The sequence below is a fragment of the Novosphingobium album (ex Hu et al. 2023) genome (assembly GCF_022832385.1).
GTDB lineage: Bacteria > Pseudomonadota > Alphaproteobacteria > Sphingomonadales > Sphingomonadaceae > Novosphingobium > Novosphingobium album.
This window is the reverse complement of sequence record NZ_JALHLE010000024.1, coordinates 17,780-43,298: the sequence shown is the minus strand read 5'-3', so window position 1 is coordinate 43,298 and position 25,519 is coordinate 17,780. Positions and strand designations below refer to the sequence as shown.

Annotated in this window: 28 protein-coding genes; 22 read left to right on the top strand and 6 right to left on the bottom strand. The window is 64.9% G+C overall.

Going from position 1 to position 25,519, the window contains the following annotated elements; translation table 11 throughout:
• The first annotated feature begins 9 nt into the window (after positions 1 to 9).
• Genes mnmG through MTR64_RS14935 form a run of 4 tightly spaced genes read left to right on the top strand, consistent with a single transcriptional unit; the run spans position 10 to position 4,245 of the window.
• Positions 10 to 1,857, top strand: coding sequence for a tRNA uridine-5-carboxymethylaminomethyl(34) synthesis enzyme MnmG (gene mnmG / locus MTR64_RS14950; RefSeq protein WP_243995041.1), 1,848 nt, complete (start codon positions 10 to 12; stop codon positions 1,855 to 1,857).
• Positions 1,854 to 2,495: a 16S rRNA (guanine(527)-N(7))-methyltransferase RsmG gene (rsmG, locus tag MTR64_RS14945; RefSeq protein WP_243995039.1), complete on the top strand. Its 642-nt coding sequence runs from the start codon at positions 1,854 to 1,856 to the stop codon at positions 2,493 to 2,495. Before mnmG ends, rsmG begins: the two co-directional genes overlap by 4 nt.
• A complete protein-coding gene (locus MTR64_RS14940) occupies positions 2,492 to 3,268 on the top strand; it encodes a ParA family protein (RefSeq protein WP_243995037.1) in 777 nt (258 codons plus the stop codon). Before rsmG ends, MTR64_RS14940 begins: the two co-directional genes overlap by 4 nt.
• The gene (locus MTR64_RS14935) at positions 3,265 to 4,245 is read left to right on the top strand and encodes a ParB/RepB/Spo0J family partition protein (protein ID WP_243995035.1); all 981 of its coding nucleotides are present in this window, start codon (positions 3,265 to 3,267) and stop codon (positions 4,243 to 4,245) included. Before MTR64_RS14940 ends, MTR64_RS14935 begins: the two co-directional genes overlap by 4 nt.
• A gap of 72 nt (positions 4,246 to 4,317) precedes the next feature.
• Here the strand turns inward: MTR64_RS14935 and MTR64_RS14930 are convergent, their stop codons facing one another.
• Both MTR64_RS14930 and MTR64_RS14925 read right to left on the bottom strand, forming a co-directional pair.
• Positions 4,318 to 6,150, bottom strand: a complete 1,833-nt coding sequence (locus tag MTR64_RS14930; RefSeq protein WP_243995033.1) for an AMP-dependent synthetase/ligase — start codon at positions 6,148 to 6,150, stop codon at positions 4,318 to 4,320.
• Between the two features lie 112 nt (positions 6,151 to 6,262).
• Positions 6,263 to 7,321, bottom strand: coding sequence for a quinone-dependent dihydroorotate dehydrogenase (locus tag MTR64_RS14925; RefSeq protein ID WP_243995212.1), 1,059 nt, complete (start codon positions 7,319 to 7,321; stop codon positions 6,263 to 6,265).
• Positions 7,322 to 7,671: 350 nt separating this feature from the next.
• On the opposite strand from MTR64_RS14925, the gene MTR64_RS14920 reads away from it, so the two are divergent.
• The 9 genes from MTR64_RS14920 to MTR64_RS14880 are packed head-to-tail and all read left to right on the top strand — an operon-like array spanning position 7,672 to position 14,117.
• On the top strand, positions 7,672 to 8,079 hold the full coding sequence (locus tag MTR64_RS14920) for an SUF system Fe-S cluster assembly regulator (RefSeq protein ID WP_243995032.1): 408 nt from the start codon (positions 7,672 to 7,674) through the stop codon (positions 8,077 to 8,079).
• Entirely contained in the window at positions 8,080 to 9,576 is a 1,497-nt protein-coding gene (gene sufB, locus MTR64_RS14915; RefSeq protein WP_243995030.1) for a Fe-S cluster assembly protein SufB, read from the top strand.
• Positions 9,576 to 10,067: an endonuclease domain-containing protein gene (locus MTR64_RS14910; RefSeq protein ID WP_243995028.1), complete on the top strand. Its 492-nt coding sequence runs from the start codon at positions 9,576 to 9,578 to the stop codon at positions 10,065 to 10,067. Before sufB ends, MTR64_RS14910 begins: the two co-directional genes overlap by 1 nt.
• A 2-nt stretch (positions 10,068 to 10,069) precedes the next feature.
• Positions 10,070 to 10,810 (top strand): Fe-S cluster assembly ATPase SufC, encoded by a 741-nt coding sequence (gene sufC, locus MTR64_RS14905; RefSeq protein WP_243995210.1) that lies wholly within the window; start codon positions 10,070 to 10,072, stop codon positions 10,808 to 10,810.
• Positions 10,807 to 11,556, top strand: a complete 750-nt coding sequence (locus MTR64_RS14900) for a SufD family Fe-S cluster assembly protein (RefSeq protein ID WP_243995027.1) — start codon at positions 10,807 to 10,809, stop codon at positions 11,554 to 11,556. Before sufC ends, MTR64_RS14900 begins: the two co-directional genes overlap by 4 nt.
• Complete coding sequence (locus tag MTR64_RS14895; protein ID WP_243995025.1) at positions 11,553 to 12,752, top strand: aminotransferase class V-fold PLP-dependent enzyme; 1,200 nt, start codon at positions 11,553 to 11,555, stop codon at positions 12,750 to 12,752. The genes MTR64_RS14900 and MTR64_RS14895 overlap by 4 nt, the downstream gene beginning before the upstream one ends.
• A complete protein-coding gene (locus tag MTR64_RS14890) occupies positions 12,749 to 13,261 on the top strand; it encodes an SUF system Fe-S cluster assembly protein (protein WP_243995023.1) in 513 nt (170 codons plus the stop codon). Before MTR64_RS14895 ends, MTR64_RS14890 begins: the two co-directional genes overlap by 4 nt.
• Entirely contained in the window at positions 13,258 to 13,767 is a 510-nt protein-coding gene (locus MTR64_RS14885; RefSeq protein ID WP_243995021.1) for a GNAT family N-acetyltransferase, read from the top strand. The genes MTR64_RS14890 and MTR64_RS14885 overlap by 4 nt, the downstream gene beginning before the upstream one ends.
• Positions 13,764 to 14,117, top strand: a complete 354-nt coding sequence (locus tag MTR64_RS14880; RefSeq protein ID WP_243995019.1) for a HesB/IscA family protein — start codon at positions 13,764 to 13,766, stop codon at positions 14,115 to 14,117. The genes MTR64_RS14885 and MTR64_RS14880 overlap by 4 nt, the downstream gene beginning before the upstream one ends.
• A 32-nt stretch (positions 14,118 to 14,149) precedes the next feature.
• Here MTR64_RS14880 and MTR64_RS14875 read toward each other — a convergent pair whose 3' ends face one another.
• Positions 14,150 to 14,569: a bactofilin family protein gene (locus MTR64_RS14875; RefSeq protein WP_243995017.1), complete on the bottom strand. Its 420-nt coding sequence runs from the start codon at positions 14,567 to 14,569 to the stop codon at positions 14,150 to 14,152.
• Between the two features lies 1 nt (position 14,570).
• Complete coding sequence (locus tag MTR64_RS14870) at positions 14,571 to 15,710, bottom strand: M23 family metallopeptidase (RefSeq protein ID WP_243995015.1); 1,140 nt, start codon at positions 15,708 to 15,710, stop codon at positions 14,571 to 14,573.
• Positions 15,711 to 16,010: 300 nt separating this feature from the next.
• Here MTR64_RS14870 and MTR64_RS14865 point away from each other — a divergent pair, with 300 nt between their 5' ends.
• From MTR64_RS14865 to MTR64_RS14825, 9 genes are all read left to right on the top strand, one after another.
• On the top strand, positions 16,011 to 17,312 hold the full coding sequence (locus MTR64_RS14865) for a glutamate-5-semialdehyde dehydrogenase (RefSeq protein WP_243995012.1): 1,302 nt from the start codon (positions 16,011 to 16,013) through the stop codon (positions 17,310 to 17,312).
• A 4-nt stretch (positions 17,313 to 17,316) separates the two neighbouring features.
• Positions 17,317 to 17,994: a nicotinate-nucleotide adenylyltransferase gene (locus MTR64_RS14860; protein ID WP_243995011.1), complete on the top strand. Its 678-nt coding sequence runs from the start codon at positions 17,317 to 17,319 to the stop codon at positions 17,992 to 17,994.
• Positions 17,995 to 18,108: 114 nt separating this feature from the next.
• Entirely contained in the window at positions 18,109 to 18,507 is a 399-nt protein-coding gene (gene rsfS / locus MTR64_RS14855; RefSeq protein ID WP_243994986.1) for a ribosome silencing factor, read from the top strand.
• Between the two features lie 101 nt (positions 18,508 to 18,608).
• Positions 18,609 to 19,034, top strand: coding sequence for a 23S rRNA (pseudouridine(1915)-N(3))-methyltransferase RlmH (locus MTR64_RS14850; RefSeq protein WP_243994984.1), 426 nt, complete (start codon positions 18,609 to 18,611; stop codon positions 19,032 to 19,034).
• Positions 19,035 to 19,101: 67 nt separating this feature from the next.
• A complete protein-coding gene (locus tag MTR64_RS14845) occupies positions 19,102 to 20,337 on the top strand; it encodes a murein hydrolase activator EnvC family protein (RefSeq protein ID WP_243994981.1) in 1,236 nt (411 codons plus the stop codon).
• A 150-nt stretch (positions 20,338 to 20,487) separates the two neighbouring features.
• Entirely contained in the window at positions 20,488 to 21,852 is a 1,365-nt protein-coding gene (locus MTR64_RS14840) for a S41 family peptidase (RefSeq protein WP_243994980.1), read from the top strand.
• Positions 21,853 to 21,877: 25 nt separating this feature from the next.
• Complete coding sequence (locus MTR64_RS14835) at positions 21,878 to 22,366, top strand: disulfide bond formation protein B (protein WP_243994979.1); 489 nt, start codon at positions 21,878 to 21,880, stop codon at positions 22,364 to 22,366.
• On the top strand, positions 22,363 to 22,878 hold the full coding sequence (locus tag MTR64_RS14830; protein ID WP_243994977.1) for a demethoxyubiquinone hydroxylase family protein: 516 nt from the start codon (positions 22,363 to 22,365) through the stop codon (positions 22,876 to 22,878). The genes MTR64_RS14835 and MTR64_RS14830 overlap by 4 nt, the downstream gene beginning before the upstream one ends.
• Positions 22,879 to 22,990: 112 nt before the next feature.
• Complete coding sequence (locus MTR64_RS14825) at positions 22,991 to 23,587, top strand: hypothetical protein (protein ID WP_243994974.1); 597 nt, start codon at positions 22,991 to 22,993, stop codon at positions 23,585 to 23,587.
• Between the two features lie 87 nt (positions 23,588 to 23,674).
• On the opposite strand, the gene fabI is transcribed toward MTR64_RS14825, so the two are convergent.
• Entirely contained in the window at positions 23,675 to 24,478 is an 804-nt protein-coding gene (gene fabI / locus MTR64_RS14820) for an enoyl-ACP reductase FabI (RefSeq protein ID WP_243994972.1), read from the bottom strand.
• Positions 24,475 to 25,473: a YihY/virulence factor BrkB family protein gene (locus MTR64_RS14815; protein WP_243995208.1), complete on the bottom strand. Its 999-nt coding sequence runs from the start codon at positions 25,471 to 25,473 to the stop codon at positions 24,475 to 24,477. Before MTR64_RS14815 ends, fabI begins: the two co-directional genes overlap by 4 nt.
• Positions 25,474 to 25,519: the final 46 nt, after the last annotated feature.

Below are 25,519 nucleotides of genomic sequence, written 5' to 3'. Positions count from 1 at the left end.
GCGCGCGTCATGCACTCCTTCGATGTGATTGTAATCGGCGGCGGCCATGCCGGCTGCGAGGCGGCAGCCGTGGCTGCGCGCATGGGCGCGCGCGTTGCGCTGGTCAGCTTCGATCTCGAAGCGGTTGGCGCAATGAGCTGCAACCCGGCGATCGGTGGGCTTGGCAAGGGGCACCTCGTGCGCGAGGTCGATGCCTTTGATGGACTGATCGGACGTGCCGCGGACGCTGCCGCCATTCACTATCGGATGCTCAACCGCTCGAAGGGCAGCGCGGTGCAGGGGCCGCGCGTGCAGGCCGATCGCAAGTTGTTCAAGGGGGCGATCCACCGGCTGCTCAAGGAGCAGGGCGACCTGACTCTGGTGGCGGGCGAAGCTGCTGCGCTGTTTCTCGAAGGGGGCAGGGCGACCGGCATTGATCTGGCCGACGGTACCCGTCTCGATGGGAGGGCAGTCGTACTCTGCACCGGCACCTTCCTCGGAGGGGCCCTGTTCCGCGGCGAGGAGCGTCTGACCGGCGGACGCATCGGCGAGGCCTCCGCGCAGAAGCTGGCGGCGCAGATGCGCGAGGCGGCGCTGCCGATGGCCCGCCTCAAGACGGGCACTCCACCGCGTCTGGATGGCCGTACGATCGACTGGGCGCGGCTGGACGAGCAGCCCTCCGATACCGAAGCCTGGACGATGTCGGCGATGGAGCACGGCCGCGCGAACCCGCAGGTGTTCTGTGCGATAACACGGACCAATCCGCGTAGCCATGACGTGATCCGCGCCAACCTGCATCGCTCGCCCCTGTTCTCGGGTGCGATCGGGGCGCGGGGGCCGCGCTATTGTCCGTCGATCGAGGACAAGATCCATCGCTTTGCCGACCGGGATGGCCACCAGATTTTCCTCGAACCGGAAGGTCTCGATACGCACCTCGTCTATCCCAACGGGGTGAGCACTTCGCTCCCCGCCGATGTGCAGCTGGAGATGCTGCGCACCATGGAGGGGCTGGAGACGGTAGAGATGGTCGTGCCGGGCTATGCTGTCGAATACGACCACATCGATCCGCGTGCCTTGCGCTCCAGTCTGGAGCTGCGCGAGATTCCGGGGCTCTACTGTGCCGGCCAGATCAACGGCACCACCGGGTATGAAGAGGCGGCGGCGCAGGGGCTGGTCGCAGGCATGCATGCCGCAGCGACGGTGCTCGGACGTGAGGCCGCACCGCTGGACCGCGCCAACAGCTACATGGCGGTGATGATTGATGACCTCACACTGCACGGGGTGAGCGAGCCCTATCGGATGCTTACTGCTCGTGCCGAGTACCGCCTGCGCCTGCGCGCCAACAATGCGACGACGCGGCTGACCTCGCTGGCGATGGCAGTGGGGGCGGTGGGGCCAGAGCGCACGGTTTGGTTCGCGCAACGCGAGATTGCGAAGGCTGCGCTGGATACCGCATTCGATATGCCCGTCCCGGCGGTCGAGCTGGCTGCGGCAGGCCTTCCGGTGCGGACCGACATTGGAAAGTTGCCCATTCGCGAATGGCTGCGTTTCGGCGGCGTCGATCTTGAAGCCCTTTCGAACTGGATCAATCCTGCGCTGCTGGAGGACATCCGTCTTGTCGACGAGACGGTCGAGGACGCGGCCTATGCGCCTTACCTCGACCGGCAGGAGCGTGAGTTGCGCGACCTTCGCGCAAGCGAGGCGCTGCCGCTGGGTGATCACTTCCCTTACGAGCGCATTCCCGGCCTGTCGCGCGAGATGGTCGAGCGGTTGACCTCGGCCCGTCCAGCCACGCTCGCGGCGGCGGGCCGCATCCCTGGCATCACTCCTGCGGCGCTCGCAGCGCTGCTCGTTCATGCCCGTCGGGAGGCCGCATGATCGTGACCGAAGATCAGGCACGGGCCTGGCTTGCCCGGCTGCCGGAGTGTGACGCCACTGCGCTGGAACGGCTGGAATTGCTTTGCAGCTTGCTGAGAGAGGAGAACGAGCGCCAGAACCTCGTCTCGGCTGCAAGCCTCGATCACGTCTGGCTGAGGCACATCGTCGACAGCGCGCAGCTCCTTCCGCATGTTCCACGTGAAACTCCGGGGCCTTGGCTGGACCTTGGCACTGGGGCCGGTTTCCCCGGTCTTGTGATCGCCGCGCTGCGACCCGAGTGCGAAGTGATGATGGTCGAATCGCGTAAACGTCGAATTGAATGGCTCGACCGTGCGCGAATCGCCATGGGGCTCGACCGGGCACGGGTTATCGGTCAGCGCCTCGAAATGGTCGAAACGCGTCAGGTTTCCGTCATATCCGCACGGGCTTTTGCGCCTTTGGATAAGTTACTGGCCTTATCCGCGCGATTTTCCACAAGTGACACGGTGTGGCTGTTGCCCAAGGGGCGCTCTGCACAGCAAGAATTGGATGACCTTCGCAAGTGGCGGCACATGTTCCACGTGGAACAGTCGCTTACCGACCCGCAAGCAGGCATAATTGCCGGCACCCTCGCCGGCAGGAAGGACAAGACCAGGTGATCCGCATTGCCATAGCCAATCAGAAGGGCGGCGTCGGAAAGACCACGACGGCGATCAACGTCTCGACCGCGCTGGCGGCGACGGGATGGAAGACGCTGATGATCGACCTCGACCCGCAAGGCAATGCCTCAACCGGCATCGGAATCTCGGCGTCCGAGCGCGGAGCGTCCTCGTACGACGTGCTGGTGGACCGCGCACCGGTGGCCGATTGCGTCATGCCGACGAGCATCCCGGGCCTTGATCTTCTCCCCGCTACGGTCGATCTGTCCGGCGCCGAAGTCGAACTGGTCAATGTCGATGACCGCGCACATCGTCTCCAGAAGGCATTGGGTGATGATCTCGGCTATGACGTCTGCCTGATCGATTGTCCGCCTTCGCTCGGTCTGCTCACCCTCAATGCACTGACGGCGGCCGATACGCTGCTGGTGCCGCTGCAGTGCGAGTTCTTCGCTCTGGAAGGCCTGAGCCAGCTTCTGCAGACGGTCGACCGCGTGCAGCAGCGCTTCAATCCCGAACTTGGCATCATCGGCATTGCGCTCACCATGTTCGACCGGCGCAACCGTCTGACGGACCAGGTTTCCGAAGATGTCCGCTCATGTCTTGGCCAGCTTGTCTTCGAAACCACGATTCCGCGTAACGTGCGCCTGTCCGAAGCACCGAGCCACGGGGTGCCGGCGCTTATCTACGATCATGCCTGCGCAGGCAGCCGCGCCTACATGGCGCTTGCGCGCGAACTGATCACCCGACTGCCCGAGAAGAGGAAAGCGGCATGAACGACGAGCCTATTGTCCGCATCAGCGTTCCACCCGTGCAAGCACCGGCCATGGCGAAGAAGTCCAAGGGGCTGGGCCGTGGGCTTGGTGCCCTGCTGGGCGAATCGCGCCGGGAAGAGCCGGTGGCATCCTCGGCTGGCGAAAGCGAAGGTGGCATGGTCGCTCCGGCGCGGGCAGGGGGGCTGGCTACGCTCGCCATTGCCGACATCACGCCGCATCCCGACCAGCCGCGCCGCATCTTCGAGGAATCAGCGCTTGAGGAGCTGGCGGCTTCGATCGCGCAGCGGGGGGTGATCCAGCCGATCATCGTGCGGCCCATGGACAACGGGCGTTATCAGCTTGTCGCCGGTGAACGCCGCTGGCGCGCCGCGCAGAAGGCGCAGCTGCATGAAATCCCGGCGCTGGTCCGCGACCTCACGGAACGCGATGTCATGGCACTCGCGCTGATCGAGAACCTCCAGCGAGAGGATCTCAACCCGATCGAAGAGGCGCGCGCCTACAGCCGTCTTGCGGAACTGGAAGGCATGACCCAGGCCGAGATCGCGCGCATGGTCGACAAGAGCCGCAGCCATGTCGCCAACTTCCAGCGTCTGCTGGCCTTGCCCGATGGCGTGATTGCGCTGGTCGAAAAGGGCGATCTGTCGATGGGGCACGCCCGTGCCCTGATTGGTTGCGACGATGCCGAGGAAATTGCCGAAGCCGCCGTCGCGAAGCAGATGTCGGTGCGTGACGTCGAAAAGCACGTGCGCAAGAAGCAACGCGGCGATGCTGCGCCGCGCCGCGTTGCCCGTGCCGCTCGTAATGCGTCCGACGATGCCGATATCGCGGCAGTACAGGGTCACCTCGAGGAGTTCCTCGGGTTGCCGGTGAAGATCAATGCTGATGCCGATCCCAAATCGGGCACGGTGACGATCCGCTATTCGACCCTCGATCAGCTTGACCTGATCTGCCAGCGTCTGACTGGCGGCGCGATCTGACGGGTTTCCGTTCGTTGTAGTTGCAGCAAGTTCCGTTCACCCTGAGCTTGTCGAAGGGTGCTGGGCACGGCGCTATCCCTTGTACAGCGCGTCCAGCCGTGCCGCGTACCGCTCCTTGAGCTTGTGGCGCCGGATCTTGAGGCTCGGCGTCATTTCTTCGTTTTCGATCGAGAAGGGCTCGTCGGCGAAGGCGAACTGGCGAACCTTTTCGATGATGGAAAGGTCCGCATTGACGCGGTCGACGGCGCTACGCAAGGCTGTCCGGAACGCAGGCAGGCTCTGCAAGGCCTTGAAATCGAAAAGTTCATCGTTCTCGGTGGCCCATTGCAGGGCCCATTCGGCATCGGGAACAAGCAGCCCGACGATGTAGGGGCGACGATCACCGTAGATCATGGCCTGGGCGATCTCCGGTTGCAGGGTCAGCATCGATTCAACCCGCTGCGGGGAGATGTTGTCGCCCTTGTCGTTGACGATCATGTCCTTCTTGCGGTCGGTGATGAGGATGCGGCCCTTGTCGTCGATATGGCCGATGTCGCCCGTGTGCAGCCAGGGCGCGCTCCCCGGTGCACCTGAGGGATCGGACTTCAGGACGTTCGCGGTGGCCGCGTCGTTCTGCCAGTAGCCGTGCATGACCAGTTCGCCGCGCGCGAGGATCTCCCCATCCTCGGCGATACACACCTCGACGCCGCGCATGGGCGGGCCGACGGTGTCGAACTTGATCCCGGCGGAGGGGCGGTTGCAGCTGATGATCGGCCCGGATTCGGTCTGGCCATAGCCCTGCAGCAGGGTGAGCCCCATGGCGCTGAAGAACGAGCCGATTTCCGGATTGAGCGGTGCCCCGCCCGAAACCATCGCCTTGATACGGCCACCAAACCTGGCGCGCACCTTCGGCCGCAGCGTATGTTCGAGTAGCAGGCTCAGCGGATAGTCGGTAAGGCGACGGCGGCCATGATCCTTGCGCAAGGCGCTGGAAATCGCCCAGTCCATCAATTGCCGGGGAATCGGGCCCTGCTTTTCGATCTGCTTCATGATGCGGGTGCGCAGCACTTCGAAAAGCCGCGGCACGACGACCATGATCGTGGGGCGCACTTCCTCGATGTTGGCAGCCAGCTTGTCGAGGCCTTCGGCATAATAGATCTGCGCACCGAGTCCGATCGGGAAGAACTGCCCGCCGGTGTGTTCGTAGGCGTGGCTGAGCGGCAGGAACGAAAGGAAGGTCTCGTGGTCGTCCCAGCTGAAGTCTTGGGCGATGATCTCGGCGGCGCCACCGATGTTCATCAGCAGCATGCCGTGATGCTGGCGCACACCGCGCGGTGCACCGCCGGTGCCGCTGGTGTAGATAATGCAGGCGAGGTCGTCCCGGCCGATGTTCACGAGCCGTGCTTCCGTTTCCGCGCGCGCCTGAACCGGGTCGCCGTCGATCAGCGCGTGCCAGTCAAAAATGTCGAAGGCGCCGCCCTGCAGGGGAGCGATCCTCTCCATGCCGATCACATGCCGGCACATGTCGGTCTGCACGATCGCCGGGAGCAGAGTCCCTGCCAGCTTGGCGGTCGACACGATAGCGGCACGCGCGCCCGAATTTTCCAGGATATGGATGTGATCGCGCGTGGTGTTGGTGGTGTAGGTGGGCACGGTCACGCAGCCAGCGGCCATGATCGCGAGGTCTGCCAGGCACCATTCCGGCCTGTTTTCGGAGACGATCAGCACGCGGTCTCCGGCCTGCAGCCCGAGCCGGCGCAGCGAGGCGGCCAGGAGGCAGACCCGCCGGGCCGCTTCGGCCCAGCTCAGCGAGACCCACTGGCCATCGCGCTTGGCCCACAGCATCGGAGCTTCGCCGCGCGCATCGGCCCGCTGGAGAAACAGCGAGACGATATTCCTGCTCTTGTCGAAATCCGCGAGGTTCATAATGCCCCGATGTTCTCCCGAGTATGTCATGGGTCCCTATTCGGAGACCGATGTTACAGGCCAACGTCTAGGGGCGGGAGGGGGCTGCGGCAACTGCGGTTGAAAAGTGCCGTTATTCGGTGCCCACAGCCTCGCCAATCGAAGAGAAGCCGTCCCGCTTCATCAGTTCCACCAGCCCTTTGCAGATCGCGCGGGCAATCATCGGGCCTTCGTAGACCATGGCGCTGTAGAGCTGGACGAGACTGGCCCCGGCCCGGATGCGGGCCCATGCGTCCTCGGCCGTGGCAATGCCGCCCACGCCGACGAGGGGCAGGGCGCCGCCGGTGGCCTTGCGGAAATCCCGCAGGCGCTGCTGGGCGAGGTCGCGCAGCGGCGCGCCCGAGAGGCCGCCGGTTTCCCCCGCATGGACCGACCGGAGCGGCGGGCGCGAAATCGTGGTGTTGGACACGATCAGGGCGCCGAGCTGCCTGTCGATGGCGATGCGCGCGATGGCGTCAATGTCGGCGGGTTCGAGATCGGGGGCGACCTTGAGGAACACCGGCGGGCGGTTGTCGGCGTCGCAGACCGAATCGCGAGCCTCGATGACGGCGTCGAGCAGGCCGGTGAGCGCCGATTCGTCCTGCAGGGCCCGCAGGCCGGGCGTGTTGGGGCTGGAGATGTTGACCGCCAGATAGGTGCCAAGCGGAGCCATGAGGCGGGCCATGATCGCATAGTCGGCGACGCGGTCCGCCGAATCCTTGTTGGCACCGATATTGATGCCGACCACACCCGGACGGCCGAGGCGGGCTTCGAGCCGGTCGACGGCGGCCTGTGCGCCACCGTTGTTGAAGCCCATGCGGTTGATCACCGCGTGGTCCTCGGCAAGCCGGAACAGGCGCGGTTTCGGATTGCCGGCCTGTGGCAGCGGGGTGATCGAGCCGACTTCCGCAAAGCCGAAACCCAGTGCGAGCAGCGCGTCGGGGACTTCGCCGTCCTTGTCGAAGCCTGCAGCCATGCCGACGGGATTGGGAAAATCGATCCCGGATACCCGTGTAGCGAGACTCGCCGGAACGGCGGGCACACGATTCGGCGCGGTGAGTTTGAGCGAGGTGATGGCGAGGGCATGGGCCTTTTCGGCATCGATTCGGAAAAGGGCGGGGCGGAGAAAAGAATAGAGCACGGGAGAGCGCATAAACCGGTAAGGCCTGTTGCTCAAATGCTTCTATCCTGCACAACTTCGTTGCGCCGATACCCAAAATCGGTTGCATCCGTGCCGGTCACGCGTCCGGTGTCGCATTTATACAATAAATCACCAAGGGGCGGGCATACACGGACCTTGCGACCCGAAGGGCTCGTAGCGGGATGCGCACGAGTTCTTACATACCTTGATGGCGGTTCCCGGCTTTCCGGGAACCGCCTTTTTTCTCTGGTCAGGCGTCGTTTCGCCTCTGCAAAACACCCATTGAAACTCGGCTGCTGCTGCACTAGGTGAAATCGGAAAGATTTGATCCGATTTATCGAGCGGGTTCGGAAGCCAGCCTTATGCGCCTGTCCAGTATGGCCGATTATGCCGTTGTCATCATGTCCGCCGCCGCGCGGCATTGCGGCGGCGCACGTGTGGCCGCCGGGCAACTGGCGGAGGAAACCGGCCTGCCGGTACCGACCGTGCAGAAGCTGGTGAGCAAGCTCACGGCGGCGGGGCTGATGCGCTCTTCGCGCGGAGTTGGCGGTGGGCTGAAGCTTGCCCGCCCGCCCGCCGCGATCACGCTGGCGGATATTGTCGAGGCAGTGGAAGGGCCGATCGCGCTCACAGCCTGCGTCGGAGAAAACAAGAGCGATTGCTCGCTGGAGGGATGCTGCAATGTGCGTGGGCACTGGCCGCTGGTGAACGCCGCCCTGCGCGGCGCCCTGGCGCAAGTGCCGCTGACCCAGCTTGCCGAGGAAGCATGAATGACTGACGAAACTGTCCCCGCCGTGCCCGAGGAACGCGATGCCGCCGCCCGTGAGGCTGCCGCGCGCGTGGCCGACTACGAGCATGGCTGGGTCGCCGATATCGAGCAGGAATTCGGGCCGAAGGGCCTGTCCGAAGACACCGTCCGCTTCATCTCCGCCAAGAAGGAGGAGCCGGAATGGATGCTCGAATGGCGCCTCAAGGCCTATCGCCGCTGGCTGGAAATGACGCCGCCGGACTGGGCCAAGCTCTCCGTGCCGCCGATCGACTATCAGGACGCCTACTACTGGGCCGCGCCCAAGAAGAAGGACGGCCCCAAGAGCCTCGACGAAGTCGATCCCGAAATCCTGCGCGTCTACGAGAAGCTGGGCATTCCGCTGGAAGAGCAGAAGATGCTCGCCGGTGTCGAGGGCGCGCGCAAGGTCGCGGTGGACGCGGTGTTCGACTCGGTTTCCGTCGCCACCACCTTCCGCAAGGAGCTGGAACAGGCGGGCGTCATCTTCCGCTCGATCTCGGAGGCGATCCGCGAATATCCCGAGCTGGTGAAGAAGTGGCTGGGCAAGGTCGTGCCGCAGCATGACAACTACTTCGCGGCGCTGAACTGTGCGGTCTTTTCGGACGGCACCTTCGTCTATGTGCCCGAGGGCGTGCGCTGCCCGATGGAGCTCTCCACCTATTTCCGCATCAATGCCGAGAATACCGGGCAGTTCGAACGCACGCTGATCGTTGCCGACAAGGGGGCCTACGTCTCCTACCTCGAAGGCTGCACGGCACCGCAGCGCGACGAGAACCAGCTTCACGCCGCCGTGGTCGAGCTGGTCGCGATGGAAGATGCCGAGATCAAGTATTCGACGGTGCAGAACTGGTATCCCGGCAACGCCGAGGGCAAGGGCGGCATCTACAACTTCGTGACCAAGCGCGGGCTGTGCCAGGGCGCGCGCTCGAAGATCTCATGGACGCAGGTCGAGACCGGTTCCGCTGTGACCTGGAAGTACCCTTCGTGCGTGCTCAACGGTGAGGATTCGGTGGGCGAGTTCTATTCGGTGGCCGTCACCAACAATTACCAACAGGCCGATACCGGGACCAAGATGATCCACAACGGGCGGGGCAGCCGCTCGACGATCATCTCCAAGGGCATTTCGGCGGGCAAGTCGAACAACACCTACCGCGGCCTCGTGCGCGTGGCGGCGGGGGCGGAGGACGTGCGCAACTTCACCCAGTGCGATTCGTTGCTGCTGGGTAAGGAATGCGGCGCACACACCGTGCCCTACATCGAAGTGCGCAATCCGAGTGCGCAGATCGAGCACGAGGCGACCACCAGCAAGATCAGCGACGACCAGCTATTCTACGCCATGCAGCGCGGGCTCGATACCGAGCAGGCGGTGGCGCTGATCGTCAATGGTTTCGCCAAGGAAGTGCTGCAGCAATTGCCCATGGAATTTGCCGTCGAGGCCCAGAAGTTGCTGGGTATTTCGCTTGAAGGGAGTGTCGGTTGATGTCTGAACGCAAGACTCTGGGCGTCAGCAAGACCGCCACGCCAAAGGCCGATGCCCGCGCCACGTTCAATGTGACGGGCGCCCGGCTCGAAACGCTCAAGGAGCGCGCGCGCGAGCAGCGGCGTCATCCGACTGAGGCGCAGAAGGCGCTTTGGGAGGAACTGTCGGGTTCGAAGCTGGGCGGCGTGAAGTTCATGCGCCAGACGGTGGTTGGCTCCACCGTCGTCGATTTCTCGTGCCCCTCGCGCTGGATCGTGATTTCGCTTTCGCCTGAAGGCGCCAATCCCGAGGTGGATGCACTGCAGGACAAGAAGCTGACCGATGTCGGCATCCGCGTGCTGCGCTTCAGCGAAGCCGAAGTGCTGGCCGATGCCGATACGGTGGTCCGGGCGATCAATACCGCCGTGAATCAGCCGTTCGACAAGCGCGCCGCCCGCCGTGGCCCCGCCGCCAATAGCCCCGCCCCTACGTTCGAGGGTGCCGAAGGATGACCATGCTCAAGATCGAAAACCTCCAGGCTTCCGTTGCCGACAAGCCCATCCTCAAGGGCCTCTCGCTCACGATCAATCCTGGCGAGATTCATGCGATCATGGGGCCGAATGGCGCGGGCAAGTCGACCACCGGCTATGTGCTGGGTGGGCGTCCGGGCTACGAAGTGACCGGCGGCTCGGTCGAGTTCATGGGGCAGGACCTGCTGCAGCTCGAGCCGCACGAGCGTGCCGCTGCCGGGCTGTTCCTCGGCTTCCAGTACCCGGTCGAGATTCCGGGCGTGTCCTTCGTCCAGTTCCTGCGCGAGGCGGCCAATGCCCAGCGCAAGGGGCGCGGGGAAGAACCGCTGTCGGGCGGCGAGTTCCTCAAGTTGGCCAAGGAAAAGGCCAGGCTGCTTAAAATGGACATGGATATGCTCAAGCGCCCGGTGAACGTCGGCTTCTCCGGTGGCGAGAAGAAGCGCGCCGAGATGGTGCAGATGGGCATCCTCGACCCCAAGCTGGCCATCCTGGACGAGACCGATTCCGGCCTCGACATCGATGCGCTGCGCATCTGCGGCGAGGGCATCAATTCGATCATGCGCGCGCCGGACAAGGCGGTGCTGCTGATCACGCACTATCAGCGCCTGCTTGACTACGTGAAGCCCGACTTCGTGCACGTCCTCGCGGGTGGCCGCATCGTCAAGTCGGGTGGCCCCGAGCTGGCGCTGCAGCTTGAGGAAGAAGGCTACGAGGCGGTAGCGTGAACGTCGAACTCACGCTTCCCACCCGCAAGGACGAGGATTTCCGCTATTCGGACCTCGACGCGCTGGCCACGGTCTGGCCGGTGGTGCGCGAGGATATCGAAGTCATCGCCGGACTGGAAGAATCGCGGCAGGTGATAGAGCTGGGTGAGGGGGCCGTCGCGCGGCATCTCGATGTCCGGCTCGGCAAGGGCGCGAAGCTGGACTTGCGCGTGCTGACGGCGGGTCCGGGCTACGGCCGCATTGCCATCGATGTGCGGCTGGAGGAAGGCGCGGACTTCACGCTGGGCGCCGCACAGCTTGCCACCGGCAAGGAAACGCTGGAGATCGTTACCAAGGTGACGCACGCCGGGCTCAACGCCACCTCCAGCCAGATCGTGCGCACCGTGCTCGCGGGCAATGCGACCGGGACTTATCTCGGCTGCATCGCGGTGGAACGTGGCGCCGACGGGACCGATGCCGAGCAGTCGGTGCGCGCCATGCTGCTCGACCGCACGGCGACCGCCAATGCCAAGCCAGAACTCGAAATCTTCGCCGATGACGTCAAGGCGGCACATGGCTGCGCGGTGGGTGAACTCGACGCAAACGGCCTTTTCTACCTTATGTCGCGCGGCCTGCCGCCAGCCGATGCCAAGCGGTTGATGTTGCAGGCTTTCATTGCCGAGGCGTTCGCCGGCGCGCCGGGAGAAGAGGCGCTCGACGAAGCGGCCATGGCCCGGCTCGCCAAGCTGGTGGGGACGGCGCTGTGAGTACGGCGATACTCGCGCTCAAGGACGAGTTCCCCGGCATCGCGGGCGGCTGGCACTACCTTGATACTGCCGCCACCGCGCAGAAGCCGCAGGCAGTGATCGACGCCACCGTGAATGCGCTGGGCCGTGACTACGCGACCGTGCATCGCGGCGTCTATGCACGCTCTGCTGAAATGACTCTGGCTTTCGAGGCGGCGCGGCGCCGCACGGCAGCTTTCCTTGGCGGCGCGGAAGAGGAGATCGTCTTCACCCGCGGCGCGACCGAGGCGATCAACCTCGTGGCGCAGACCTGGGGCGTGGAAAACCTCAAGGCGGGCGATCGCATCCTGCTGTCCACGCTGGAGCACCATTCGAACATCGTGCCCTGGCAGATGCTGCGTGAGCGCACCGGCGTGGCGATCGACGTCTGCCCGCTTACGGCAGACGGCCGGATCGACGTCGATGAGGCCGAACGCATCCTGACGCCTGCGCACAAGCTGGTGGCCCTGGCGCATGTCTCGAACGTGCTGGGCTCGGTGCTCGATGTGCGCCGCGCCGCCGATCTGGCTCATGCCGCTGGCGCCCTGCTGCTGGTCGATGGCTGTCAGGCCGCGCCGCGCATCGCGCTCGACATGGCGGCGCTCGATTGCGATTTCTACGTCTTCTCCGCGCACAAGCTCTATGGCCCGACCGGGATCGGCGCGCTGTGGGCACGCAAGGCGATCCTGGATGCGATGCCGCCCTGGCACGGCGGCGGGGCGATGATCGACCGGGTGACCTTCGAGAAGAGCACCTACGCCCCCGCGCCGCAGCGTTTCGAGGCGGGCACGCCGATGATCGTCGAGGCGCTGGGAATGGCGGCGGCCATGGACTGGCTTTCCGGCATCGGCTTGGCTCGCGCCGAGCAGCACGAACGCGATCTGGCCGCTCGCCTGCGCGCCGAACTGGGCAAGCGCAACGACGTGACCTTGTTCGGTCCCGAGGATTCAGTGGGAATCGTCAGTTTCGCGCTCGACGGGGTGCATCCGCACGACCTTGGCACCATATTGGACGAAGAGGGCGTGGCGATTCGGGCCGGGCACCATTGTGCGCAACCGCTCATGGACCACCTTGGCGTTCCCGCCACCGCCCGGGCCAGCTTTGGCCTCTACAGTGATGACAACGATATCGAGGCGCTCCTGAAAGGGATCGAGCGCACCAGGAGAATTTTCGGATGAGCGAACACGATCACGACGGGCAGCGGCCCATCAAGTTCGTCCAACTCAGCGAAGCACCAGTGCCCAAGCGCGCCCGGGTCGAGGATGCGCCCCTGCCGGAAGAAGAGAACGTGGAATCCCCGAAAGAAACAATCGAACGCAAGCGCGACTACCTCGAAGGCTTCCTTGCCGAGACGCCGCAGGGTGAAATTCCCGGAGAGCCGGGCGGCGCAATCTATGAAGGCGTGATTTCTGCGCTCAAGGAAATCTTCGACCCGGAAATCCCAGTAAATATCTACGATCTTGGCCTGATCTATGGCGTCGATGTTTCGCCCGAGGCTTCGGTGGCGGTGACGATGACGCTCACCACGCCGCATTGCCCGGTGGCTGAATCGATGCCGGGTGAAGTCGAACTGCGCGTTGCGGCAGTGCCGGGCGTGCGCGATTGCGACGTCAATCTCGTCTGGGATCCGCCGTGGGACATGGCCAAGATGTCCGACGAGGCAAAGCTCGAACTGGGCATGCTGTGAGCGAAGCTGCTGCCCTCGATACGCCTGCCGTGACGGTGCGGCTGGCCGATTTTGGCGAGGCATCCGATGCCGGAGCCATGGTCGCCTTGCTGGATGCCTATGCGCGCGATCCGATGGGCGGCGGGACACCGCTGGATCCGGCGGTGCGCGAGCGGCTGGCAGCGGCACTAAAGGCCTTTCCCGGTGCATTCACACTGCTGGCGTTCGATGGCGAAGATGCGGTGGGTCTTGCCAATTGCTTCACCGGCTTCTCTACTTTCGCGGCCCGGCCGCTGATCAACATCCATGATATCGCCGTAAAGCCGGGCGCGCGCGGAAAGGGAATCGGCCGTGCCCTGATGCAGGCCGTCGAGCAGGAGGCTCGCGCGCGCGGTGCCTGCAAGATCACGCTCGAGGTGCTGGGCGGCAACGAGCGGGCCAAGGCCCTTTACGCCGCGCTTGGATACGGAAACTATGCTCTCGATCCCGCAACCGGGACGGCGCAGTTCTGGGAAATGAAGCTATGACCACGACTACTCGCGAACGTCCGGCCGCTGTCGTGCTGACTCCGGGCGCCGAAGCGCGGATCGCCAAACTGATGAGCCAGGCGCCCGAGGGCGCGATTGGTGTGAAGCTGTCCACGCCGCGCCGGGGCTGTTCGGGCCTTGCCTATTCGGTGGACTACGTGACCGAGGAAGCCAAGTTCGACGAGAAGATCGAGACGCCCGGCGGCAATTTCTACATCGACAGCGCCTCGGTGCTCTACCTGATCGGCAGCACGATGGACTGGAAGGAAGACGACTTCACCGCCGGCTTCGTGTTCGACAACCCCAACGCCAAGGGAGCCTGCGGTTGCGGGGAAAGCTTTACAGTTTGACGTGCAGCCGGGGGTGACCGGCTGCCATTTTATCACTGCGCTGTCAGCACCAGTTCGGCTTCACCGCTGGCCTTGGGCAGATGCGCAACGGCGGGCGGGGTCTGGCCGCCGTTGGGGCTGAGGCGCCCTTCGAGGCGCGCGCCCTGCTCAATGGTGAGCGTGTCGTAAGCGACATCGCCCTCGATCCGGGCAGTCTTGAGAATCACCACTTCGCGCGCTGCGATCGTGCCGCGCACGAGACCGGCCACACGCACCGTCTCGGCGCGGATGGCGCCGGTGATCTGACTGTCCTCGCCCTGTACCAGCGAACTGCACGCGATGTCGCCATCGACGCGGCCGTCGATGTGCAGATCGGCCGTGGCCTCGATATTGCCGGTGATGACCGTATCGGGGCCGAGCATCGAGAATGTCGAAGCACCGGCAGGGCGGGGGGCGGAAGGTGTCCGGGCCATATTAGGAGTCTTTTTGCTGAACATTGCGGGCGGCCTCAAGGAAGGGGCGCGGATTGACCGGGCGGCCGTTGACACGGACTTCGAAATGCAGGTGCGGGCCGGTGGAGCGGCCAGTGCTCCCCATCGCGCCGATCACGGTACCGGCATCGACTCTTTCGCCGACGTGGGTTTGCTTGAAGCCGGAAAGGTGACCGTAACGGGTCATGAGGCCGTTGCCATGGCTGATTTCGATGCAATTGCCATAACCGCTGCGGCGGCCGACGAAGCTGACGGTACCTTTGGCGGCGGCGTAGATGGCGGAGCCGCGCGGGCCCGGGAAGTCAAGCCCGGCATGGAAGGCGGCAGCACCGGTGAACGGGTCTGCGCGATAGCCATAGCTCGACGAGACATAGGCGACATGGGCCGGGCGCACCTGCGGGATCGACGCGAGCCCGTTTTCCAGCGCGTCCATGCGGGCAAGGCTCACGCCCATGCGCTGGAAGCGGGGATCAAGGCTGCCGTCGGCTGACGTGGCGAGGCGCATCAGCGGGCCACCCTCGGCACCACTGGAATTGGCGATGATCGCGTTCGGATTGAGACCGAGCTTGCGGATCGCGGCGCTGGCGCTGGCGGAGCGGCGGTCGGCATAACGGGTCAGGCGTTCAACGAAGGCGAGCTGTTCGGCCTCGACTTCAGCCAGGCCGCGCGCTTCAGGGAGGACTGCGCTGATCTTGCGGACGGTTTTGGCGGCTTCGCCGGAGCTGTCGGACACCGTTTCACCGGCCTTCTTGTCGTCCGGAAGGTCACCAATGTGGGCTTCGACCATCTGTTCGATGAACTGCTGGCGGCGGGCAAGATCGGCGGTCGTTTCGCTGATGTTGTCGCGGTAGGCCTGGACGCGGCTTTCGGACTTGGCGACAGCGGCTTCGCGGTTCAGCAGCGCTGCCTGTTCATGGTCGGCGTAGATCCGGGCGACCGCTGCGGTGCCGATGGTGCCGAGCCAGACGGCGAGAAGCGCCGTCGCGGCGCCGGCCGCTGCCATCTGCACGCGAGAGGAGACATGAATAAACCGGACCTGCCCCTGCGATCGCATGATGAACTCGCGATCAGGAAACGCAGTCCGCAGGCGCGACAGAAACGCCCCGGAAGATGTGAAATTCAAAACGACCCCGCTTGAGTTTTCTATCTCAGTCCCGGAGCAGTGAGCTAGCAGGGGAGGGGGGCAAAGGCGAATCGACTTACCGTAAACCCTTGTTGAATCGGGGTGAAGTGACCGTCCGGCGCGATGAGTTGAGGAAACTTCTTGACCTGGGTCACGGCTGGCACCGGGGCTGTGTCAAATGAAAACTGCTGTAGTATGGAGCATGTTGACATTATCCTAACCGCTGTGGCCTAGCGGGCACAGCTGCCGGAAACCGCGCGAAACGGTGACAATCCTGAAGGTTGATGTTAGGCCGCAGCCATGACTGTAGAGACTGCTCCTCTGGCCGACCGCCCTTCGGGTGCGGCTGCCGAATCGCCTGAAGACCTCGTTGCGCGCCTTGCCCGTGACGGACGTGCGGCGCAGCGCGTCCTTGCGCGGCTGACCGGCGCTCAAAAAGCGGATGCCCTGCGTGCTGCCGCCGCCGCTCTTCGCGCTGCCGGGCCAGCAATTCTTGAAGCCAATGCACATGATATCGCGGCGGGCGAGGCCAAGGGGCTGACCGGCGCCATGCTTGACCGCCTGCGGCTGGATCCCGCGCGTCTCGCGGGGATTGCAGATGCAGTGGAGCAGGTTGCTGGCCTGCCTGATCCGGTCGGGGGAGTGATCGCAGAGAGCGAGCGTCCCAACGGATTGAAGCTCAGCCGCGTGCGCATTCCGATCGGGCTGATCGGAATCATCTACGAAAGCCGGCCCAACGTCACGGCGGATGCGGCGGCGCTGTGCCTGCGTTCGGGCAATGCCGTGCTGCTGCGCGGGGGCAGCGAGGCGCTGCATTCGAACCGTGCGATCGCGGCGGCCTTTGCCACGGGTCTGGAGAGTGCCGGCATTCCTGCCGCCGCGATCCAGCTCGTACCCACGCAGGACCGCGCGGTCGTCGGCGCCATGCTGACGGCGGCCGGGTTCATCGACATGATCGTGCCGCGCGGCGGCAAGAGCCTTGTTGCTCGCGTGCAGGCCGATGCGCGGGTGCCGGTGCTCGCGCACCTCGACGGAATCTGCCACACCTATGTCCATGCTGCGGCCGATCCGGAAATGGCGCGCAGTGTGACGCTCAACGCCAAGATGCGCCGCACCGGCATCTGCGGTTCGATGGAAACCCTGCTGCTCGACACGCAGTTCCCCGAAAGCGCCTCGGTGGTTGCAGGCCTGCTGGATGCCGGTTGTGAACTGCGCGGCGATGCCCGTGCCCGCGCACTCGATTCGCGCATCCTGTCCGCCAGCGAAGAGGACTGGGACACCGAGTATCTTGATTCGGTGCTGTCGGTCGCGGTGGTGGACGGGCTAGATGCGGCGATGGACCACATCGCGGCGCATTCCTCGCACCACACCGATGCGATCGTCACGGCGGACGCGACGGCGGCAGAGCGCTTCCTCAACGAAGTCGACAGTGCCATCGTCATGGTCAATGCCTCCAGCCAGTTCGCCGATGGCGGCGAGTTCGGGCTTGGCGCGGAGATCGGCATCGCCACCGGGCGCCTCCATGCGCGCGGCCCGGTCGCGCTCGAGGGGCTGACGACCTATAAGTGGCTAGTGCGTGGCAGCGGCCAGACGCGGCCGTAAAGCCATGACCTCGCGGCGGCGCAGTGGTCCGATTACCGGGCTGCTCGGCGGCAGTTTCAATCCGGCCCACGGTGGACACCGGCGCATTTCGCTCTTCGCGATCGATGCACTGGCGCTTGATGAGGTGTGGTGGCTGGTCTCGCCGGGCAATCCGCTCAAGCCCGCCGCAGGCATGGCGCCGCTGGCGGCGCGTGTGGCATCGGCTCGCCGGGTTACTCGGCACACGCGTATCCGTGTGACCGCCATCGAACGCGAACTGGGCACGCGCTACACCGTCGACACCCTGCGCAAGCTGCTGGCACGCTATCCGAAACGCCGCTTCGTGTGGCTGATGGGGGCGGACAATCTGGCGCAATTCCACAAGTGGAAGGACTGGCGCCGGATCGCGAATCTCTTGCCGATTGCAGTGATTGCCCGTCCGGGGTATGATGCGGATGCCCTCGCGAGCCCCGCGATGGTCTGGTTGAGGCGATTCCGGAAGCCTTTGTCCAGTCTTCGCAGTCCGGAAAGGTGGAGCGCACCTGCGCTTGTGACATTGCGATTCGACCCCGATACGCGGTCGGCCACGGCGATACGCCAGACCGATCCGGACTGGGCCCGGACAAGCGGAACGCGGGCTTCGCGTTCCATGCCCTGCCGGGACGCTGTCACGCACCGCCCCATCCCCGGAACAGCGGCGTGAACGGTCCTGAGACCTTTCGCGAGCGCGCCCGGCTTACCCAGCATATGATTGAAAACGGCATGATGGTTTCCATCTTGCCCGGACGATCCCTGAAAGGAGCAGATACCTACTAAGATGCCACAGGCACAAATTCAGCCGGCTGCGGCCGGCACCACGCCCCCGGCGGTGGTCGACAGCGACGACCCGCTTCTGGCCCTTGTCCTGCAGTCGCTCGACGACGATCAGGCGCAGGACCTGGTGACCATCGACCTCGAAGGCAAATCCAGCATTGCGGACTACATGGTGATCGCGTCGGGCCGTTCGACCCGGCAAGTGGCCGCCATGGCGCAGAAACTCGGCGAGCGGCTCAAACACGGTGGCTTCGGCAACCCGCGTATCGAGGGCCTGCCCGCGGCCGACTGGGTGCTGGTCGATGCCGGCGGCGTGATCGTCCATCTCTTCCGCCCGGAAGTGCGCAGCTTCTACAACCTCGAGAGGATGTGGGGCTTCGACGGACCCTCCGGCGCGGCCTGACCGCCGCGCACGGTTGAAAGAACAGCCCGGCTCCCAAGAGGCCGGGCAGAGCGAGAGGACATCCGCGCAAGAGGCGCCTTGGCGTTTTGCGTGCTCCCGACATGCTGCTTCATATCATCGCCCGCGGAAAGATCGCCCGCTCGCCAGAGGCAGAGCTGCTGGATCGCTATGCAAAGCGGATAAGCTGGCCTTTCAAGCACAGCGAGCTGCCAGACACAGGCGGCAAGGTGCCGCCACCCTTGCAGACACCCTGTCGCGAAGTCCTGCTGGATGAACGCGGCAAGGCCATGACCTCGGAAGAATTCGCCGCCCTGCTCGGCCGCTGGCGCGACGAAGGCGTGCGTGAATGCCGCTTCCTGATCGGCGCTGCCGATGGCCATGGCGACGAGGCCCGTGCCTCTGCTGATCACCTGCTGTGCTTCGGCAGGATGACTTGGCCGCACCTCATGGCGCGCGCGATGCTGGCCGAGCAGCTCTGGCGCGCGACGGCGATTCTGGCGGGGCACCCCTATCACCGGTCGGGGTGACCGAGTCGCATTCCGCTCCGCCACTTCTCTCTTCCCGCCGGACTCAGGCCGTTCTAGGTAATCGCCTGTGAAACTTTCCACCCGCCTTGCCCTGATCCTCGCCGCATGTGCCACTGCCGTGCTTGTGACGCAGGCGATGACGCAGCAGGGGGCGCTGGCCGTGCTCGACCCTACGGCCGATGCAAGCAAGGCGCAGGAAGACATGCGCGCGGCCCGGCGCGAGGGCGAGGCGGCGCGCAAGCGGGCGGAAAAGCTCGAAGCGCGCGCCCGGAATGTGACCGTGCAGGCCGAGAAGACGGCGCGCGAGGCCGCTGCGGTGGCGGCGCGCATTCAGGAAACCGAAGCGGCGCTGGCGGTGCAGCAGGCCAGGATCAGGCTGATCGCCTCGCAGCGTGCGCAGCTGCGCGCCGCGCTGGCCGAGCAGCAGGAACCGCTGGTCCGGTTGACCGGTTCGCTGCAACGGCTCTCGCGCCGCTCGCCGCTTCTGGCGCTGTTGCGGCCTGGTTCGGTGCGCGATGCCGTCTACATGCGTGCGCTGCTCGATACCGTGCTGCCCGAAGTACAGGCGCGCACAGCCGACCTGCGCGCCGAAATCGAGCGAGGCCGCGCCCTCGAACGCAGCGCACAGGCGGCCACTGCGGATCTGGGGAGGACCGAGACCGAAATGCGCGCACGCCGCCAGAAACTCGCCTCGATCGAGGCGGGCCAGCGGCTTGCCAGCCGTCAGGTGGCCGGAATCGCCGCGCGTGAGAGTGACCGGGCACTGGCACTGGCAGAGAAGGCGCGCGATCTGGGCGAACTGGTCGCGGAAATGGGCAGGCAGGGGGAACTGCGCGACCGGCTTGCCGCGTTGCCCGGCCCGATCATGCGCCCGGCACGGCCGGAGTCGGCCCAGGTCGTCGAAACAGTGCAGTTCACGCCTCCGCCCGAGGGATTGCCAAGCTACATGCTGCCCGTCACCGGCCGCCTGGTGACCGGTTTCGGAGAGGTCGCACCGGGGCAGGCGCGGTCGGGCGGGCTGGTGCTGGCGCCGCGCGCCAATGCACAGGTGGTCTCGCCCGCGCCGGGCCGCGTGGCCTTCGCCGGGCCTTATCGGGGCTATCACCGCATCATCATCATCGAGCATGCAGGCGGCTGGACCTCGCTTGTCACGGGGCTGGCGCGGCTGGACGTGGCGGTCGGGGATAATGTCGTTGCCGGATCGCCGGTCGGCATGACCGGCCCCGGGACGCCGCAGGTGGTTGTGGAACTGCGCCGCGACGGCGAACCCGTTAATCCCCTGCAATATATCCGTTCGCTATGATGCAGCATCCGGTTCACACCGTACCTGCGTCAAACTGTCCGGGCCCCAATTGCTGGCGTTTGTGGTAAAGGGCGGGTAGGAACGGACCCGTAACCCCTCCGCCCGGCGTTGTCCGGTCCCGGACGTGAAGAACGAGAGGCTTACCGCCCGATGAAATTCGCCCCCCTGATGCGCGCCGCGCTGCTGGTGTCCGCTGTTGCCGTGCTTCCCGCCGCGACCTCCGGGCTCGCGGCGGTCGATGGCCGCGCGAACCACGAGTTCGACAGGCTTTTCACCATCTATGAACTGGTGAAGGCTAACTACGTCGACCCGGTCGACGACGACAAGCTGCTGAAAGGCGCGATCGACGGGATGCTGGCAAGCCTTGACCCGCATTCGAACTATCTCGATGGTCCCTCGCTGCAGCGGCTCGAAACGATGATCGATGGCAAGTACACCGGGCTCGGCCTTTCTGTGGTCGAGGATGACGGTGCGGTGAAGATCATCTCGCCGTTCAAGGGCAGCCCGGCGGAGAAGGCCGGGCTCAAGGCGGGCGATTACATCACGCACCTCGATGGTGTGCTCTATTACGATCGCGATCTCGATGAGGCGGTGGAGAAGATGCGCGGGCCGGCCGGCACCTCGATCAAGCTGACGATCTTCCGCCCCGGCCGCGACGAGCCTTTCGATGTGACCGTGACGCGCGGCGTGATCGAACTCAAGCCGGTGACCTGGGAGCTCCAGAACGATGTCGGCGTGATCAGCGTCAACGAATTCTCGCGCGATGTCGGCAACTACGTGAACGGTGCGATTGCCGATCTCAAGAAGCAGGCCGCGCTCAAGGGCACAGGCAAGCTGACCGGCCTGGTGCTGGACCTGCGCTCGAACCCCGGCGGTTCGCTCGACGAGGCGGTGGCGCTGTCCGATCTGTTCCTCGACAAGGGCGACATCGTCTCGCAACGCGGGCGCCTTGCCAGCGAGAACCAGTTCTATCGCGCCGAAACCATGTTCAAGGGCGATGCCGCGCGCGGATTGCCGATCATCGTGCTGGTCGACGCCGGATCCGCTTCGGCCTCCGAGATCGTCGCGGGCGCACTGCAGGACCAGCACCGCGCGGTGATCATGGGCCAGCGCACCTTCGGCAAGGGCTCGGTCCAGTCGTTCATCCAACTCGACAAGGACAGCGCGGTGAAGCTGACGACGGCGCGCTATTACACGCCTTCAGGCCACTCGGTGCAGGAAGGCGGCATCGTGCCTGACATCAAGGTGCCGCAGCTGTCCGATCCCGATGCTCGCGCCCGTGCCGAACGGGCCGTGCGCGAATCCGATCTGCGCGGCCACCTGATCAACGACGCGGGCCTGAAGGACAAGGATCTGGAAACCGATAGCAAGGATGATCCGCGCTTCAAGATTTCCGCCGAGGAGCTGAAGAAGGAAGGCATTACTGACTTCCAGCTCCACTACGCCATTGCGACGCTCGAGCGCACGGCGGGCAAGCCCGCGCTTGCCGCTGCGGCGGCCAAGAAGGCAAACTGACGGGTACAGGCAGGGAAACGATGTCATGACTGTCGCCGTCGATCCGTCGCTGCGCCTGGCCCGCTGGTTCGTCCTGTTGATTCCGGCGGCCGCGCTGGGCGGAGCCTATCTCTCGCAGTACGGTTTCGGGCTGGTGCCATGCGAGATGTGCTGGTGGCAGCGCTATCCGCACATGTTTGCGCTCCCCTTCGCGGCACTCGCCTTCTTCTGGAGCCCGGTGCGTCCGCTGGTGGCCGTGGCAGCGCTGGGGATCGTGACCTCGGGCCTGATCGGCGCATTTCACGCGGGCGTTGAATATGGCTGGTGGGAAGGCGTGACGGCCTGCACTGCAAGCCCCTTCGCGAAGGGCGTCGATCCGCTGGAGGCGATCATGAACGCCCCGGTCGTGCGCTGCGACGAGGTGCAGTGGAGCCTGTTCGGGATCTCGCTGGCGGGCTGGAACTTTATCTTCTCGACAGCCGGTGGGCTGGCGGCTTTCGGGCTGCTGTCGCTTGGCGGAAAGGCGAAAGCATGACTTCATCCCGCAGTGCGCGCATGTTGCGCGTCGATCAGGCAGGCGAATACGGCGCGACCCGCATCTATGCCGGGCAAATGGCGGTGATGGGCAGCCGCGCGCCGCATTCGACCGAAGTGGCCGGCATGGCTGCGCAGGAAGAGGATCACCGCGCCCGTTTCGATGCCCTGATCGCCGAACGCGGCGTGCGCCCGACGCTGTTGCAGCCGGTGTGGTCGGTTGCCGGCTTCGCGCTCGGTGCGGCGACCGCGTTGATCGGCCCTGAGGCGGCGATGGCCTGCACCGCCGCGATCGAGACCGAGATCGACCGGCACTATACCGAGCAGCTTGAGGAACTGGACGGTGACGATCCGGAACTGAGCGCGGCGATCCGCGAGTTCCGTGACGATGAGCGGGAGCACCGCGATGCGGCGCTTGCGGCGGGAGCCGAACGGGCGCCGGCCTATCCGCTGCTGTTCAACGCGATTCGCCTCGGCTGCCGCGCCGCCATCAAGCTCTCCGAACGCATCTGAATTTTCGCGGCTTGTTGTTCTGGCGCAAGGCTGGCACCAGCGCTTCAGCTATCGTTCAACGGCGCACGTTCCTATAGTGCGTCTCAAACCTGATCTGATTGGAGCCTCCGGAATGTCTCGTGTCATGACCGCCGTTGCCGCTGCCGCTTTCGGCCTGACTCTGGCGTCCGTGCCTGCTGCCGCGCAGGATGATGAGCTGTCCATTCCCAACGATGAGAAGGTCAACCAGTTGATCGTCTATGGTGACGACCCGTGTCCGGCCTCGACGCAGGGCGAGATCACCGTCTGCGCCCGCAAGCCCGAGGAAGAGCGCTACCGCATTCCCGAACCGCTGCGGGGCGTCGATTCGCCCAAGGCGCAGGCCTGGGCCAACAAGGTTCAGGCCTACGAGACGGTTGGCGCGTTTGGCACACTCAGCTGTTCGCCGGTCGGTGCAGGCGGATCGCTGGGTTGCACGCAGCAACTCATCGACAAGGCTTATGCCGAAAAGAAGAACGGCTCGGACGTGAAGTTCAGCGAGTTGATTCAGGCCGAACGCGAAAAGCGCCTCTCGACGATCGATGCCAAGGCTGCAACCCAGCAGGCGGAAGTCGAGAAGGAGGAAAAGGCCTACTTCGACGAGCAGGACAAGCAGAAGGCCGAGCAGGGCGCCGCCGAGGACGAAAGCGGGAAGGCGACGGTCGAAGCGCCGGTGCAGGAACCGAAGTAAGACGTCGCCAGTCCCTCGCTCTGACGCAACGAAAAAGGCCGGAAGAAAACTTCCGGCCTTTTTGCGTTCCAGAGGTCTTCCCGGGGATTAGCCGAGCGCGATGTCCGGCGCGTCTTCCTGCTTCATGCCGACGGTGTGATAACCGGCATCGACGTGATGTGTTTCGCCGGTCACGCCCGAGGACAGGTCCGAGAGGAAATATAGCCCGGCACCGCCGACATCGTCGATCGTGACGTTGCGCCGCAGCGGCGAGTTCAGCTCGTTCCACTTGAGGATATAGCGGAAATCGCCGATGCCGCTGGCAGCCAGCGTCTTGATCGGACCGGCCGAGATCGCGTTGACGCGCACCCCGTCCGGGCCGCAGTCGTTGGCGAGGTACTTCACCGATGATTCCAGCGCGGCCTTGGCCACCCCCATCACGTTGTAGTGCGGTACGACCTTCTCGGCACCGTAGTAGGTCAGCGTCAGGATCGACCCGCCGTTCGGCATCATCGGCATTGCCCGCTTGGTCACGGCGACCAGGCTGTAGGCCGAAATGTTCATGGTCATCAGGAAGTTGTCGAGCGTGGTGTCGTAGAACTTTCCGCGCAGCTGGTTCTTGTCCGAAAAGCCGATGGCATGGACGATGAAGTCGATCGTCGGCCAGCGCTCGGCCAGCGTGGCAAACGAGGCGTCGAGAGCCTCCATCGAGGACACGTCGCATTCGATCAGGAAATCGCTGCCCAGGCTTTCGGCCAGAGGCCGCACGCGGCGTTCCAGGGCTTCACCCTGATAGGAGAAGGCCATTTCGGCCCCCTGTTCGTGCAGCTTCTTGGCGATGCCCCATGCCAGGGACTTGTCGTTGGCGAGGCCCATGATCAGGCCGCGATTACCCTGCATCAAACCGGTCATTCGTGTTCTTCCCGTGTTTCGTTATCATTCGGCCCCGAGGCCGCAGTGGACCGCCTGAACATGTCCCTCTCTTCAGGCGATTCCGCGAGCGCCGCGTTGAGTTCGGCGCCCACCACCATCCCTAAGCCTACCAGCCAGAAAAAGAAAAGCGCGATCATCACTCCGGCAAGGCTTCCGTAGGTCAGATCGTAGACGAAAAAGTTGTGAAGCACCTTGGGCAGCGCGAAGGCTACCAGCAGCCACCATGCTGTCACAAGCGCCGCTCCCGGCCACTTCGGATAGATCCGGGTCTGGTATTCGGCTGGCGTCAGCAGGTAGAACAGCATGTAGATCGAGCCGAACAGGGCGCCTGCGCTGATCATTCCGGAAACGGCGATCTGGTCGGAAAGCGTGTCGAACTGCGGGAACAGGGCGAAGATGATCGCCTGCATCGCCGCGATCAGCACTTGTGAGGACAGCGAGATCAGCAGCAGCAGCACCGCGCCGAAGATCAGCCCGGTGGAGAACAGACGGTAACGCCAGTAGCGCTGCCGTTTGCTGGTGCCATAGGCGCGGTGGAGGATGTCGCGGATCGTCTCGATCAGGCTGGTCGCGGTCCACAGGCCGAACAGGCCGCCGATCCACAGCAGCCAGCCGTGCCGTGCTGCCACGACGTCATGCGCAACCGGCCCCAGCACTTCGGCCACGCGCGGCGGCATGGCGCGCAGCACCGCATCGATCGAGGCGTCGAGCCGCGCCTTCTCGCCGATCGCCGAAAAGATGGCCGCCAAAGCGATGAAAAAGGGGAACAGGGCCAGCAGTGTCATGTAGGCGAGATTGCCGGCGTGGATGAACCCGTCCTTCCAGGCCCCGCCCGCGACCCGCATGACAACAGCGAAGACGTGCGAGCCCGGACCTGCCCGCCGCCTGATCCGCTGCCGCAGTCCCTCGCGCTCCAACAAGGCTTCACGCCGCCGTCCTTCGGGAGAAAGGTCGGGAGGACCGGCGGGCTTCATTGGCGGATCGGCATGCACGGGCCGGTCATAGGCGCTGGACGCGATG